This is a genomic window from Anaerobacillus arseniciselenatis (assembly GCF_001865995.1).
Taxonomy (GTDB): domain Bacteria; phylum Bacillota; class Bacilli; order Bacillales; family Anaerobacillaceae; genus Anaerobacillus; species Anaerobacillus arseniciselenatis.
Genome location: NZ_MLQQ01000001.1, coordinates 302,806 through 316,858 on the forward strand (window position 1 = coordinate 302,806; position 14,053 = coordinate 316,858).

General features: G+C 37.3%; 15 protein-coding genes. 6 read left to right on the forward strand and 9 right to left on the reverse strand.

Features of this window, described 5'->3' with window-relative positions:
- Window positions 1–265 precede the first annotated feature (265 nt).
- Complete coding sequence (locus tag BKP35_RS01545) at window positions 266–2,743, reverse strand: U32 family peptidase (protein WP_071311629.1); 2,478 nt, start codon at window positions 2,741–2,743, stop codon at window positions 266–268.
- A 378-nt stretch (window positions 2,744–3,121) separates the two neighbouring features.
- Here BKP35_RS01545 and BKP35_RS01550 point away from each other — a divergent pair, with 378 nt between their 5' ends.
- Entirely contained in the window at window positions 3,122–3,700 is a 579-nt protein-coding gene (locus BKP35_RS01550) for a histidine phosphatase family protein (RefSeq protein ID WP_245741827.1), read from the forward strand.
- 324 nt (window positions 3,701–4,024) lie between these two features.
- Here BKP35_RS01550 and BKP35_RS01555 read toward each other — a convergent pair whose 3' ends face one another.
- On the reverse strand, window positions 4,025–4,237 hold the full coding sequence (locus BKP35_RS01555; RefSeq protein WP_071311630.1) for a tautomerase family protein: 213 nt from the start codon (window positions 4,235–4,237) through the stop codon (window positions 4,025–4,027).
- A gap of 223 nt (window positions 4,238–4,460) precedes the next feature.
- Between BKP35_RS01555 and BKP35_RS01560 the strand changes: the two genes are divergently transcribed.
- Window positions 4,461–4,688 (forward strand): DNA alkylation repair protein, encoded by a 228-nt coding sequence (locus tag BKP35_RS01560; protein ID WP_071311631.1) that lies wholly within the window; start codon window positions 4,461–4,463, stop codon window positions 4,686–4,688.
- 336 nt (window positions 4,689–5,024) lie between these two features.
- Here BKP35_RS01560 and BKP35_RS01565 read toward each other — a convergent pair whose 3' ends face one another.
- The 4 genes from BKP35_RS01565 to BKP35_RS01580 form a co-directional block, all read right to left on the reverse strand.
- Complete coding sequence (locus BKP35_RS01565) at window positions 5,025–6,341, reverse strand: ABC transporter permease (RefSeq protein WP_071311632.1); 1,317 nt, start codon at window positions 6,339–6,341, stop codon at window positions 5,025–5,027.
- Complete coding sequence (locus BKP35_RS01570) at window positions 6,328–7,029, reverse strand: ABC transporter ATP-binding protein (RefSeq protein ID WP_071311633.1); 702 nt, start codon at window positions 7,027–7,029, stop codon at window positions 6,328–6,330. Before BKP35_RS01570 ends, BKP35_RS01565 begins: the two co-directional genes overlap by 14 nt.
- A 419-nt stretch (window positions 7,030–7,448) precedes the next feature.
- Window positions 7,449–8,129, reverse strand: coding sequence for an oxidoreductase (locus BKP35_RS01575; RefSeq protein ID WP_169819115.1), 681 nt, complete (start codon window positions 8,127–8,129; stop codon window positions 7,449–7,451).
- 110 nt (window positions 8,130–8,239) lie between these two features.
- Window positions 8,240–8,440 carry a DUF6501 family protein gene (locus BKP35_RS01580; protein WP_071311634.1) on the reverse strand — a complete coding sequence of 67 codons (201 nt, stop codon included), beginning with the start codon at window positions 8,438–8,440 and terminating at the stop codon, window positions 8,240–8,242.
- Between the two features lie 181 nt (window positions 8,441–8,621).
- Between BKP35_RS01580 and BKP35_RS01585 the strand changes: the two genes are divergently transcribed.
- From BKP35_RS01585 to BKP35_RS01600, 4 genes are all read left to right on the forward strand, one after another.
- Window positions 8,622–9,806 (forward strand): class I SAM-dependent rRNA methyltransferase, encoded by a 1,185-nt coding sequence (locus BKP35_RS01585; RefSeq protein WP_071311635.1) that lies wholly within the window; start codon window positions 8,622–8,624, stop codon window positions 9,804–9,806.
- 455 nt (window positions 9,807–10,261) lie between these two features.
- Entirely contained in the window at window positions 10,262–10,639 is a 378-nt protein-coding gene (locus tag BKP35_RS01590; RefSeq protein WP_071311636.1) for a Na-translocating system protein MpsC family protein, read from the forward strand.
- 342 nt (window positions 10,640–10,981) lie between these two features.
- Window positions 10,982–12,001 (forward strand): sodium-dependent bicarbonate transport family permease, encoded by a 1,020-nt coding sequence (locus BKP35_RS01595; protein WP_071311637.1) that lies wholly within the window; start codon window positions 10,982–10,984, stop codon window positions 11,999–12,001.
- Between the two features lie 248 nt (window positions 12,002–12,249).
- Window positions 12,250–12,720, forward strand: a complete 471-nt coding sequence (locus tag BKP35_RS01600) for a carbonic anhydrase (protein WP_071311638.1) — start codon at window positions 12,250–12,252, stop codon at window positions 12,718–12,720.
- A gap of 113 nt (window positions 12,721–12,833) precedes the next feature.
- Here the strand turns inward: BKP35_RS01600 and BKP35_RS01605 are convergent, their stop codons facing one another.
- The 3 genes from BKP35_RS01605 to BKP35_RS01615 are packed head-to-tail and all read right to left on the reverse strand — an operon-like array spanning window position 12,834 to window position 13,922.
- Window positions 12,834–13,403 carry a manganese catalase family protein gene (locus BKP35_RS01605; protein ID WP_071311639.1) on the reverse strand — a complete coding sequence of 190 codons (570 nt, stop codon included), beginning with the start codon at window positions 13,401–13,403 and terminating at the stop codon, window positions 12,834–12,836.
- Between the two features lie 19 nt (window positions 13,404–13,422).
- The gene (locus tag BKP35_RS01610; RefSeq protein ID WP_071311640.1) at window positions 13,423–13,686 is read right to left on the reverse strand and encodes a spore coat protein CotJB; all 264 of its coding nucleotides are present in this window, start codon (window positions 13,684–13,686) and stop codon (window positions 13,423–13,425) included.
- A complete protein-coding gene (locus tag BKP35_RS01615; RefSeq protein WP_071311641.1) occupies window positions 13,686–13,922 on the reverse strand; it encodes a spore coat associated protein CotJA in 237 nt (78 codons plus the stop codon). The genes BKP35_RS01610 and BKP35_RS01615 overlap by 1 nt, the downstream gene beginning before the upstream one ends.
- Window positions 13,923–14,053 lie beyond the last annotated feature (131 nt).

Sequence of the window (14,053 nt, forward strand, 5' to 3'; positions counted from 1 at the left end):
TTTAATATACGTACAAGGCAATATTAGTCTATGAAAAAAGAGGATAAGAGTGTAAAATTTGGGTGCCAAACACTATAAAAAGACATTTGTCCCGATCGAAGGCCTCGTTTACGAAAACCACTCCCTTTTCCATACAAACCCCTATGGCGTAATTAACGCACCACCATCTAACATGAAGGTCGGACGAGAACCTAACCAACAAACCAACTAACTACTAACCAACTCCCCCAAAAAAGAGAGCCTACGAACAGCTCCCCCACATTACCTATTTTTTAACCAATTGACCTCTTGTGACACCTAATTGATTCGTCGATTTTAATGCTTTCCAAACGCTGGTACCATTTCTTTTACCTAGTAATGCTTCACGGTATAAACCCAACACTTCTTTCACTTTGCGCCCATCTTCCTCTAAAAACTCGACACGATAGTATGCGACGCCTAAGTCTTTAAAATCATTGATGTATTCAGCTCCAGATTGGTCAATCGCATTAAAAACTGTATTTCGGCACCCAACATCAACACGAACAGGATGTGAAAATCCAACACGGTCCTCTAGAGAGATACGGTGCTCTTCACAAGGACGACCACAGTTTGTGTAGTCTGTTCCTTCACTTAAAAACGTACAATATACACAATGTTCGGTATGGTACATTGGTAAATGCTGATGAATAACGACTTCCATTTCATTTGTAGGAGCTGCCTCTAATAGATCAACCATTTGCTCAATGTTTAAATCGTACGAAGGTGTTACACGAGCTAAGCCTCGATTTAAAAACATATTAACCGCCTTATGGTTGGCAACATTTAACGAGAAGTCACCAATTAACGGTACTTCTACATTTTTATCAAGAAAATACTGCAACGCCCCTAAATTTCGAACTAAAATCGCATTAGGATTAGCTCTTAAAATTCCATTTAAAACCCCTTGCTCACCAGGCATATGAATTCTCGGAGTAGCAAGCGCAATTAGTTTACCATAACCTTGTGCAACCTCAACGGCCGCTGGATAATCTTTCGTAAACTCAAAGTCTGCATAAATATAGTCTACGTCAGTTTGGCACGATGCTTCGATTTGCTCCATAGATCGACAAAGTGAAATTAACTTTGCTGGTTCTTTATTCGACTCGCGCTTAACAACCGCTTTTTCTTTACTATTTTTTTCGTATACTTGACGCTCTTGACGTTTACTAAGTAATTGTTCAACAGCTTCACGACGCATTTTGTTTAATACTTTCACTGGGACGATGACATCACCACTCACAAGAAGTTCAATCTCTGCAAGTTCAAAAATTGTTCCACCTAAACGTCCGAATTGTTCTCCTAAAAAGTCAACAGTTAACGGTCGCTTCAGCGCTTCTTCTAATAATACACTCGATTCGACTGTCACATTAATTTCTGCTTCTTCATCGATCCATTGCGTAACGAGTGGCTTACCAGCCTTTCCAGTCACTTTAACTTTTAAAGGAAAAGCGCGATACGCTTGCTCTGTTTCAAATGTTTTTTGCAAGCGACGTTCTAATTGTTGGTCACTCGTTTTCCAAAGTTTATCGCCGACACGAACCTTTGTTAAGTTCACATCATGACGCCCTGGAACAATTTCGATTAGGCCATCACGCGCTTCACCGTCAATTTTTTTGCCTTTTTTTCGGATGTCATAAACACGTCCGCCTTCTTCTTTTTGATCAGGGCGCCCAGCGTCCACAACAATCCCGTCTCCCCTTTTTAACGGAGCTTCAATTTGGCATAAAATTGCATCTTTCAATACTTTTTTTACGGTTCCTAAATAGACACCTCGACTTTTCGGAAACGTTCCATCCAAAAGTGTTTTATGATTCGTTCCTTTTAAAAACCCGTACGTAAAGCCGCGACTAAAACTTTGCTCGAGCTCTCTCATTTCTTCCTCAGATGGTGAAAAATCTCGACCAGCTATATACTCATCAATCGCTTTACGGTATTTACTAACGACATTCGCTACGTATTCCGGTGATTTCATACGTCCTTCGATTTTTAATGAAGATACACCTGCTTCGATTAATTCCGGAACAAGTTCAATTGCTGCTAGATCTTTCGGAGAAAGTACATAAGCGATATTTCCCATTTCTTTTCGCTCACCATCAACGATTAAGTCGTACGGCAACCTACATGCTTGCGCACATTCCCCGCGATTGGCCGAACGTCCGCCCCACATCTCAGATGTTAAACATTGCCCTGAATAAGACACACAAAGTGCGCCGTGAACAAACACTTCAATCGGAAGCTGAGATTTATCTGAAATCGTCTTAATTTGTTTCAAATTATTTTCACGCCCTAAAACAACTACTTCAATGTCATATGGCTTTAAGAAATCTACCGCTTCTGCTGAAGTAACCGTCATTTGTGTTGATCCGTGAATCGGAAAGTCAGGTGAAATTTCACGGATCAACTCAACCAAACCGAGGTCTTGAACAATTAATGCATCAACACCGGAATCAATACACGCATTTACTAGTTGACGCGCTTCTTCTAGTTCCTGCTCAAAAATTAAAATATTAAACGTCACATAACCTCTGACGTTGTACTTGTGTAAATAAACCATAATTTCTGGCAATTCGTCCATTTGAAAATTTTTCGCACGAACACGTGCATTATATTTATCAACCCCGAAATAAATAGCATCTGCTCCGTTGGCAACGGCTGCACGAAGACAATCCCAATTTCCAACTGGTGCTAATAATTCGATCGTATCTTTTGTAATTCGTTTCAATCTCCTCAACCCTTCCGTAATCTCTATCAACAACCTTACCTATTGTAATCTATTTATACTCTTTTTGCATTGGAAGTTTTCTGTATCAATATGTGTATACGAAACAAAGTTCCGACTCCATTTACTGAAGTCGTCTTAATAGTAGAATGTGACGAAGAAAAAAGGCCTTAGGGGTATCAATAGTCAACAAGCCAATTCATTAAAACTTATTAAAAAAACAAGTGGAAATTTATAAAATATTAATTTATAAAATATTAATATGAGACTAAATAGTGACTAGTTAGTTTAAAGCTCCTGTCTTGTGACATTTCAAGTGTTTCTTACATACATTAACAATGTGTTATTGCCTAGAACTTGAAATACAGAGGAGAAATTAAATTGGTAACCAGTAGAAATTTAGATAACTCTCAACAGGAGCGCATGTTTCTTAACTCATTACGGGAAGGTGGATACATTCTCTTTGCTAGACATGCGGAAGCTACGATAGGCAGAGACTTACCCAACCTTAGCTTTTATGATTGTGCTACGCAAAGAAATCTTTCCGATCGTGGAAGGTCACAAGCCTTTACCTATGGAGAAGAACTACGTCGCTTAAATATACCAGTGAACTATCCGGTGATTACTAGCCCCTTTTGCCGGAATATTGAAACAGCTCAGCTTGCTTTTGGTGAACAAAACTTTCAAATTGACCCCTTTTTGGTTGAAACTTATCGGTTGAGTGGCACTCTAAATGCATGGGAACAGGCTAGTATATTAAATCAACTTGATGCAGTATTAGAAACTCAGCCATCACCAGGCCGAAATACGGTTATTATCGGGCATAGTTTACCTAGAGGTGTCGGCTTTGGTCGGATCCCAAACATGGGAACTGTCATTGTGAGACCTTTTGGACAGGGAAACGGGTATGAAATTATAGCGCGTCTCTCTTTACCAACCCTCTCAAACTTAGATAATTAACAGGAAAAGATCAAGAACCTTCAATGACCAAAAAACAAGGGGCATTTCAATAACGGCTTTGTTAATATCCCACTTAACGGACACAGCGAACCTTATTTGATCGTTTCGAAACAAATTTTGACGCAAACGGACACTAGAGAACTTATTTCATGAAAATCAGCTAAATTAGGCGTTCATTTATGCAAATAAGGAACCTGATGTCCGTCTACTCTCTTAAAATACTATTTTGTTCACAAATAAGGCCTCTCTTGTCCTTAAGAGTTTACCACATTGGCCGTTCCATTAAATAAAATGTTCCATTTAAGAGGTAATCATACTTATTAGCTAATTACCTACCTTCCTTCTCTCTGTTACAGTTTGTCCAGCTATCCCCCAATTGTCCGTTTCTACTTCATCAATTACAACGACCGTTGTCGCGGGATTTTTCCCTAAAACATCTTGCAACAGATTTGTTGTCCCTTCAATTAATTGCTTCTTCTCATCTACTGTTATTCCTTGTCCGTTTTCTCTCGTCACTTTAATGTTTACGTATGGCATTATTAATTCCTCCTTGAGATTTGGATTGTTGGTTTGTTGGTTTGTGGTCAGTTGGTTAGGTTGCGCCACTCCAGGACTTTTACATGTTAGATGCTAGCTAGTGGTAAGTCGTCAAGAGAGATTTGTATGAAATTCTGTAAAATAACACAACAAGACTTATTGTATAATGTTGGGTTTGTTAGAAATACTAAAAGAAATTCCTAATTGAAAGGAGTATTACTATATGACGACTTATCGTTGTCCATCATGTAAAGCTCGCAGTCGTTTCAATATCATTGATCAAGTGATTACATCAGTGAAGCTTGATGCAAATACCGGAACTTATTTACCTCTTGATAACCTTGAACCATATCACTTGAAATATAGTGGTCCTGATAAGCGAGTGCAATGTGCGAGCTGTGGTCTTGTGGAAGATGAAAATCGCTTTATTAAAGCAGCACTACTTCCTTAATAAATAATAATTCGCTACTGATGTTAAAAATCCTACTTAGATGAGTAGATATATTTTAAGAAAAGCGCAAGAGCCTTGGTAAGCTTCGACTTCATCCGAACAGTTCCAGCTATAATATGATTGCACAAGAACTATATCGCAGTGGCTATGATGAACTTTTTCACATAAAATAAGAAGAGGGTAGCCCAAAACAAGTGTCAGACACCGTTTCTCACCTAATATAGATATACTTCAAAGCCTTTTTGTCTATATAAAGTAATTACGAGTGGTGTTAGACACTTTTAGGACACCTCTTCTTAATCTTTAATTTACAATTCTAATATTGCTTGACGCATACTAAATTTCCCTTCTTAACGCTGATAACACATTTATATTAGTCGCTTTAACCGCTGGTCTTAAACCCGATAAGATAGCAACACCAATACTAATAGAAACGGAGATTAAAACTAGACTTAGCGGAATGTATGAGAATGTAAACTCAATTGGTCCACGGCTGTCTGTTACGGCTTCTAATACTAGAGGAATAACTAAGTTCGCTAGCCAACTTATTGCGTAAGAAAACGCAACACCGATGATCGAACCTAATATGCCAATATACGCTGATTCCATTAAGAACATTTGTCGGATCACCGAAGGATCTCCACCAATTGCTTTCATAATACCGATATCTTGAGTTCGTTCTGTAACCGCCATTGTCATCGTATTAAAAATTCCAATAGAAGCTATTAAAACGGTCACCGTTCCGACAAATATTAACCCCGCTTTTAAGGCCGTAAAAAATAAATTGAGTCCCTCTAATTCATCAGAAATCGAATAAACATAATAGCCCTCTTCTTTTAATTGGTTTGAAATTGCTTCGATCTCATTGACACTTGGAGCATAAACAAATACTTCGCTATATGGTTGTCCCTGTCTTTCAGCTAATACTTCTTCTGGATAAACTGCCGAAATCATTTGTTCTTCATATTCATAACCAATATATAGATTGGAGTCTTCTATCCAATCACGAGAGGGTTCTCGACCAATCCCTGCAATAGTAAACTCAAACTCTTCTGTAAAAACTTCTTCCCCCTCTTGCTTTGCAATCACGACCGTTACTGTTTCGTCGATAAGATTACCGACATAACCCCTTGGAAGTTCGCCTTCACCAGTTTCATAGAAACTTTGTCTTTCGACCTGTTCTCCTTCAGTTAATAAATTTTTTGCAAAATGATAGCCAACAATAATTTCTGATTCTTTTTCTGGAACCCTTCCTTCAGCTAGCTCAAATTTTGCCTTTAGCTCTTCTTTCATATCAGTTAGGATAATCGAAACATTAGCTTTTCGTTCATCGTATTCAGCTACGATTTCTCCCCATAGATTTACTCTACTTACTACTGCACTCACTTCTTCTATTGATTTGAGTTTTTCTATATCATCTTCAGCGATGGGCTCATAACGATTATTGACATCTTTACCATTCACGCGAATTTCAGTCAAAATCTGATATTGTGTCATTTCTTCAACGATACTTTTATGAACACCAAAGCCTACAGACGCTAACACAATTAAAAAAGCACACCCCATCGTCGTAGCCAAAATGGTCATAAAAACTCTTAGTCTATTTTTCTTCATATTTCTTCGGACAAATTTCATTTGATCACTTAGTCGCATGAAAAACACTCCCCTCTTTTAAAACACCGTCATGGAGTTCGTAAGTTTTATCGGAAATCGCTGCAACATAATCATCATGAGTAATAATAAAAAATGTAATCCCCTTTTCTTTATTGAGCTTTCTGATTAATTCCAGAATTTCTCTTTCGGTTTCTGAATCCAAACTTCCCGTTGGTTCATCCGCTAAAATAATCGATGGATTTGTGATAAGTGCTCGAGCAATACTAACTCTTTGCTGTTGTCCCCCAGATAATTCATTTGGGTAATGGTTTGCATGCTCTTGCAATCCAACTTGTTCAAGCATTTCCTGTACTATTTTCTCTCTCTTTTTAGGTGCGACTCCTTTGAGCGTAAGTGGTAACTCAACATTTTCAAAAGTTGTGATACTCGGTATGAGTTGAAAACTTTGAAAAATAAACCCTAAATGCTCGAGGCGAAATTGGGCCCATTTCTTCTCAGTGTAGTTTGTCACATCATGTTCATTTAAAGCGATATTACCGGAAGTTGCCGATAAATATCCTGAAATAATATTTAGTAACGTAGATTTACCAGATCCACTACGACCTACAACTGTAGCGATTTCACCTTTGTTAATTTGTAGGGAAACGTTTTTTAACACTCGAATTTCTTTTTCTTGATTTTTCTTACCGACAAAAAAAGAGTGATTTAAATTCTCTACTTTGATCATATCTCCTTCTCCTTCGTTTCATTTCAGTTCAGATGTATGAACTGTATTATTTTATATAGTACACATAATACACGATTATCTTATCCATTCTGCTTATCAATGTCAACAACTATTTTTAAAAGGCTCTTTTTCAAAGGCTCTTTTCGTAAAGATTGTTGCTTTTATTATAAATTAGGTTGGTAAATGACTTGTTTTCATGGAATTATTGTTGTTACAGAAAAAACGAAAAGATGCCAACTCTAGAAATCACTTGGGATAATGGTTAATTTGAAAAGCAATAATTAATACGAAAATAGCGGTTTCAAAAAAGAACTCTAATAAGCAAAAATGTTCACGAATTCACGAAAATAACCTTCTATAAAAACAAAAAACTCTACCTGGTTATTTAAGCTCCAGATAGAGTTTCTTTATATGCGCTATTATTCATAAGCGTTATGATTTTTTTTATGTTTTTCTATAAGTGAAGAATCAACAACAAACGTACCGACGTCATCTTTTAATGCCAAGTTAATCATTGCTTTTGCAACATCTTGCGCACGATTCGGTTGGTATTTTTTCAATAATCCTTTAAATAAAAATGGGAAAGCTTTTGTGATTTTTTGCCCGAGATCTTCTCCAAAACGCTGTTCGTTTCGCTCGCCTAATATAAGTGAAGGACGAATAATAAAAAGTGCTGGAAGATCGACTTCTCTAATAGCTGCCTCAACATTCCCTTTTACTTGATTATAAAAAAAGCGTGAATGTTGGTTTGCTCCCATCGCTGTAACAATAAAAAATTGCTGAACACCATTTTGCTTTGCTAATTTGGCCACCTTTAATGGATATTCAAAATCAATTTTAACAAACTGTTCTTTTGTTTTCGCTTTTTTCATTGTTGTTCCTAACGTACAAAAAACATCATCAACATCATTAAAAAGAAGTTGATACTGATCTAACTGATCAAAGTCTACAATATGTTGCTGCACCTTTTCATCTGCGAGAGGTAAAGGGCGTCTTGAAAGCAAAACTATTTTATTATAATTTTCACATTTTATTAATAGCTCAAGTAAATGTCCACCGACAAGACCTGTTGCACCGATAATTAATGCGGTTTTTGACAAAAACACTTCACCTTCCTCTTTTAGAATCATAGAAAGGAGCTGTCCCATAAGTGTCTCTGACACTTTGTTCTAGGATAGCCCCTTCATTAAGGAACCGTAACGTTACGTGTTTACAACTCGAAATAATCTTTGTAATAACCGCCGACTTTTCCAGTGTTATCAATCACAAAAATAAATTCTTCGGTTTCATTCTTTACTTCGTACATTTTGCCAGCTGTTAATGCGGTATTCACTTTATATTTTTCTGCATTTGTATGTACACATTTCACCGTTTTAACTGTCGGGCTTGTTTGCCATTTGTTATGTAGCATCGTATCACTCCTACGTGGATATAATTATTCATTTACTATACCATATAGAAAAACTTGTCTACAAGCGATTTTGGCTTACCAACAAACCAACAGTCCACTAACCATCTACCTATCCATTGCGTATAAAAGCTAATTTCTGTATGATGATAAGGCTATACTAAGAAAAAACGGAGTTGAGAATGTGACGAAAGTTATTTTAAACAAACAGCGCAGGAAACGTTTAGAACAAGGTCACCCTTGGGTTTATCAAAGTGAAGTGGCCAAAATCAAAGGTGAATATGAGGCCGGTGACATTGTTGATGTTTTCAATCATCAAAATCATTTTTTAGGAAAAGGGTACATAAATCCACAATCACAAATGATTGTGCGAATTTTAACTCACAATGATGAAGAAATTAATCAACAATTTTTTATTCGCAAAATTGAAAAAGCATGGCAACATCGGGAGCGCTTTATACCAGGTGTTCGTTCTTGCCGGGCGATTTATGGAGAGGCTGATTTTTTACCTGGCCTTGTCGTTGATAAATATGAAGATGTTCTTGTCGTACAAATCGTTTCATTAGGGATGGAAGTTCGTAAAGACTGGATTTTAAAAGGGCTCCTTGAAGTTTTTAAACCTCAAGCGATTTACTTAAGAAACGATGTTTACGTTCGTGAATTAGAAGGGTTAGAGCAAGAAAAAGGCTTCTGGTACGGAGAGTCTCCAACTGAAATTGAAATTGAGGAAAATGGAGTTAAGTACATCGTTGATATTGAAGATGGCCAAAAGACAGGCTTTTTCTTTGATCAACGCGAAAACCGTGCTGCTATTAAACCTTTAATTACAAATGACTCTACTGTTTTAGATTGTTTTACACATACAGGTTCGTTTATGTTAAATGCTTACCTTTACGGCGCTCAACACGTTACGGCGGTTGATATTTCTGAGCACGCCATCGAAACGGCGAAACGAAATGCTGCACTTAATGAGTTTAATGAAAATATTGATTTTGTTGTTGCCAATGCATTTGATTATTTAAGAGACGCTGTTCAACAAGGAAAACAATGGGACGTCGTTATTGTTGACCCACCAGCCTTCGCTAAATCGAGGCACGCTGTGAAAAAAGCATATCGAGGATATAAAGATGTTAACTTAAATGGTTTAAAGCTAGTAAAAGAAGGTGGTTACTTCGTTACTGCCAGTTGTTCTTATCACGTTGACCCTCATATGTTTAGCGAAATGGTTCAAGACGCAGCTTTTGACGCCCATAAAGTTTTAAGAAAAATTCACTGGAGTGGTGCAGGGTATGATCATCCAGAAATACTCGGGGTCGATGAAGGCAACTATTTAAAGTTTGCCATTTATGAAGTGACTTCTCGTAAATAATTGAGCGGTCACCTTTGTACCCTTGTACTACTCATCCTTTGACCGTGGGAGGGCGTTTGTTCTTTCCCCGGTCAATTAATACTTTTCCTTCATAATAACACTATTATCTTAATATCATTTTAAATTTTCAAAATTAAATGATTGACAGTACAAATTTTCTTCCTTATAATCAACTTAAATAAATTTTACCGAGTAATAAATACATGCACAGAACACATAGATTAGCCTTAGATCAATGTTATAAAATGACAGTGGTAAAAGGAAAATCTAATTCATAACTTGCATAGATTTAAAGTAACCGGTATATTCCGTCTTTATATGTTAAAGACTTAGAGGAATATACTTTTATTTTTACCTATCGAAATAAGTTACCATGTAAGTTACTAATTCTTATTGTGTAAAACGAGAAAACTAAATTACTTTGTGCGCTTTTTTGAACATAAGGAGGTAACATCTTGGAAACTACATTACAAAAAAAAGGACAATTAGAAGCGGATATAAGTAAAGCTATTACGAAGTGGGAAAAAGAATTTCTAGGTAGAGGCCCTCTCCAAGTGAAAACGGACATTTTAAGAAACATGGTTATTGTTCACTTGAAAGGTATTTTAACTCCTGCTGAAAAAGAGCTTGCGAAAACGGAAGCAGGAATGATTTCAATAAAAAAAAATCGCGCTGACTTAATTGAAGCCGGAAATCATCATTTAAGAGAGATTATCCTTACCGCAACTGGCGTCACTGTCGATAGTTTTCATACTGATATTAGTACTAGAAATGCTGAACGTATTATTGTCTTTATCTTAAAAGAAAATTTAGAAAAACAATTAAATGAATAAAGGTTGCTGTAGTAAGCACTAACTTTAGTGAGTACACCAGAGGCCAACGTTGATTTCTCAATCTACGTTGGCCTTTTTTCTTTGATTAGCAAACTGTTGGTTAGTTGGTTTGTGGTTCGTTGGTTAGGACCCTCGCCCTACTTTCATGTTAGATGGTGGTGGCAGGCATGCCGTCATGAGGGTTTTGTATGAAAAAAAGGTGGATGATTTCGTGAACGAGCCTCTGAGATTCATTAGAAGGTCACAGCGAAGAGAGGGAAATCATCCGCCTTTTCCATAGTAGATAGTGACGGAATGCCGTCATGACTGCTTTGTATGTAAAAGTAAAGGAGGTCTTTATAAATGCTAGACATGGTTTTGCAAAATTTACTTTCACCTGCTGTGCTTTTCTTCGTTCTAGGAATAATTGCTGCAATCGTAAGTACGGACTTTCATTTCCCTAAAGGGTTCGGAGAAGCATTAAGTATTTATTTACTTGTAGCTATCGGTTTAAAAGGGGGTATTGAACTTTCAAATTACACTCTTGCAACTGTTTCAATGCCAATTGTCGGTACACTATTTTTAGGTTCCCTTATCCCTATCATTACGATTTATATTCTTCGACATTTTATGAAGATGGATTTAAATAACGCCGTTGGCTTGGCTGCAACTTATGGTTCAGTAAGTATTGTCACCTATGGCGCCGCAATTTCATTTTTGGAAAATCTAACAGTTCCTTATGAAAGCTTTATGAATGCTATGGTCGTATTAATGGAAATTCCAGGAATATTAGTGGCGTTACTAATATTTGGTTTAATGCAAATGAAAGATTCGGAGCACATGCCAACGATGTCTTCGAGAAACGTCGGAATTATAGCCAATAGTCCGCTTGCTAATATTAATAAAGAGGTCTTAAAAGAAAGCTTTTTCGGTAAAAGTATTCTTTTACTCGTTGGTAGTTTACTAGTCGGACTTATTGTAGGTACTAATGGGTTACCGTTGATTGAACCTCTTTTTATAGATTTATATCAAAGTGTGCTCATTTTATTTTTACTTAACATGGGCTTAATGGCCGGCAAACGCCTAGCAGTAGTTCGCCGTCATGGTATAAAGCTTTTATTATTTGCAACAATAATGCCATTACTATACGGTGTGTTAGGAATTTTCGTTGGAGCTCTTGTAGGATTATCTTTAGGTGGCGCGACATTGATGGGAGTTTTAGCAGCGAGTGCCTCTTATATTGCGGCTCCTGCAGCTTTGAAAACATCGGTTCCAGAGGCAGATCCATCGATTTATTTAGGTTTAGCATTAGGAATTACCTTTCCATTAAACTTAACGATTGGTATTCCACTCTACTATTCAATTGCAACTTGGTTATTTTAAGAAAAGCCTGAGCGCCTTGGTAGCTTCGACAAGCGTTGGAGGGCCATCAACGTTTTGCCTCCTCTTTGATTTCCCTTCATGAATAGGCAAACCTTGATGGACCGAAACGCTCGATAGAAGCTAGGCACTGCTCCTGCGATTACTCGTCGCAAAACTTGCTCTGTAGCAATTTCAGTGAAGTGTGTGTCTTGGAGCTAGACAGCTTTTCGAATTCAATAAATTACTATTTTATAAGGGGATGAAAACAAATGAAAACAATGAATAAAACTTTAGTTTATGTTTGTGGTGATGTGCAATTAAAAGACCGTGCTTTAAACTATTTAAGTACAACTCGAGAAGAAGTGATTACTATCCAAAGCAATATCCAAACTGACTTACAGCCTTTCGGAAGCGTCGTTAAATCGATATTAGTTTCTGCCTACAAAGAGTACGTTAGTGACATTTATATCGTAGTCTCTAAAGTCGAACAAATTGAAATAAATGAGTCTGACGTCCGTGAATGGTTAGAGAGCGAAGGAATAGAAAAGGAGAAGTTCGAGATTTTTGACTATTTAGATCAGTTTAGCAAAAACACTTTACATGATTGGTTAGCGGTAAACTCTGTCGAGAAAACTTTGAGTAAAAACCTCGATATGTTAAAAACACACCCGTTTCTACCAAAGAAACTTAACTTTAAAGGTTTACTTTTGGAGGAAAACGGTGAGTTTAAGCTCGTATAAAAAGTTTAAGGGACTGCCCCATAAGTGTCTGACACTTATGGGGGCAGCCCCTTAAATATAGCTCAACACTATTTTTACTCGTAAGGTCCTGATGCCCCAACATTTATTCTATATCAATAAAACTGTTTCTTTCCTTGTTCTTCCTTCAATATTTCAACGGCTTCTCTAAAGCGCAAAGAATGAACGATTTCACGTTCTCTTAAGAAGCGTAAGCTATCATTAATATCTGGATCGTCAGACATGTCAATTAACCATTGGTACGTTGCTCTCGCTTTTTCTTCAGCGGCTATATCTTCATAAAGGTCAGCGATTGGATCACCTTTAGCTTGAATATAAGCTGCCGTCCACGGCACACCTGAAGCATCATGATAATGTAATGCTTTATCGTGAACGGCATAATGGTCACCAAGACCAGCCTGTTTCATCTGCTCTGGTGTCGCATCTTTCGTTAGTTTGTATATCATCGTAGCGATCATTTCTAAATGAGCGAACTCTTCTGTACCGATATCTGTTAATAACCCAATTACTTTATCAGGTATTGTGTATCGTTGATTTAAGTAACGAAGAGCTGCAGCTAGCTCACCATCTGCACCCCCGTATTGCTCAACTAAAAATTTCGCAAGCATCGGATTACATTGACTTACTTTAACTGGATATTGTAACTTTTTTTCATAAATCCACATTTAGATTAGCCCTCCTCCGCTATATTTGCCATGGCCACGGTCCGTCGTTCCAATTCCAAGGGTAGCCACTGAAGCTATTTCCGTACTGCTGAAGTGGTCCATAAATTTGCTCAACTTGCTGTTTTAACTGTTTACTAACTTGAACACACTGATTGAATTGTTGGATTGCCTCTTGATCATTCGGATGTGTATCTAAATATAGCGTAAGTTCTAATAGGACAAAGTCGACCGCTTGAAGCTCTTGCATTAACGGATAAAATTCCTTCGGCAGTTGTTTATGCATCATTGATCATCCTGCCTTTCGTGTTTTTTATAGGGGCTATAATATGGATCATACAACGCAGGCCAAAGCGTTCCCGCACAAAGTGCTTCTTGTGGCGAAAACTGTGGTAGTCCATACGGCTGGAAAGTCATATATAAATGAGGTGGTGTTTCATATGACTTAACGGTCATCGGTGGACAAGGATCAAATGGACTTACGTAAGGGTGATAAAATTTTCTCGGTGTGAAATTTTGCATGAAGTCGTTCCTCCCTTTACCCATTTTTTTTTACACCATTAAATCATATGATGAAAATGCGGAAATAGTACCAAAAAAGGCGTCCCCCAAAAAAAGTGTCCGACACCGTTACACACCAAATATAGACGAAT

Excerpts from the sequence above, each read along its gene's own strand:
- BKP35_RS01565 (WP_071311632.1), bottom strand. The coding sequence starts at position 6,341 with ATGCGACTAAGTGATCAAATGAAATTTGTCCGAAGAAATATGAAGAAA.
- BKP35_RS01600 (WP_071311638.1), top strand. The coding sequence starts at position 12,250 with ATGAAAACAATGAATAAAACTTTAGTTTATGTTTGTGGTGATGTGCAA.
- BKP35_RS01580 (WP_071311634.1), bottom strand. The coding sequence starts at position 8,440 with ATGCTACATAACAAATGGCAAACAAGCCCGACAGTTAAAACGGTGAAA.
- BKP35_RS01615 (WP_071311641.1), bottom strand. The coding sequence starts at position 13,922 with ATGCAAAATTTCACACCGAGAAAATTTTATCACCCTTACGTAAGTCCA.
- BKP35_RS01610 (WP_071311640.1), bottom strand. The coding sequence starts at position 13,686 with ATGCATAAACAACTGCCGAAGGAATTTTATCCGTTAATGCAAGAGCTT.
- BKP35_RS01570 (WP_071311633.1), bottom strand. The coding sequence starts at position 7,029 with ATGATCAAAGTAGAGAATTTAAATCACTCTTTTTTTGTCGGTAAGAAA.
- BKP35_RS01595 (WP_071311637.1), top strand. The coding sequence starts at position 10,982 with ATGCTAGACATGGTTTTGCAAAATTTACTTTCACCTGCTGTGCTTTTC.
- BKP35_RS01560 (WP_071311631.1), top strand. The coding sequence starts at position 4,461 with ATGACGACTTATCGTTGTCCATCATGTAAAGCTCGCAGTCGTTTCAAT.
- BKP35_RS01605 (WP_071311639.1), bottom strand. The coding sequence starts at position 13,403 with ATGTGGATTTATGAAAAAAAGTTACAATATCCAGTTAAAGTAAGTCAA.
- BKP35_RS01555 (WP_071311630.1), bottom strand. The coding sequence starts at position 4,237 with ATGCCATACGTAAACATTAAAGTGACGAGAGAAAACGGACAAGGAATA.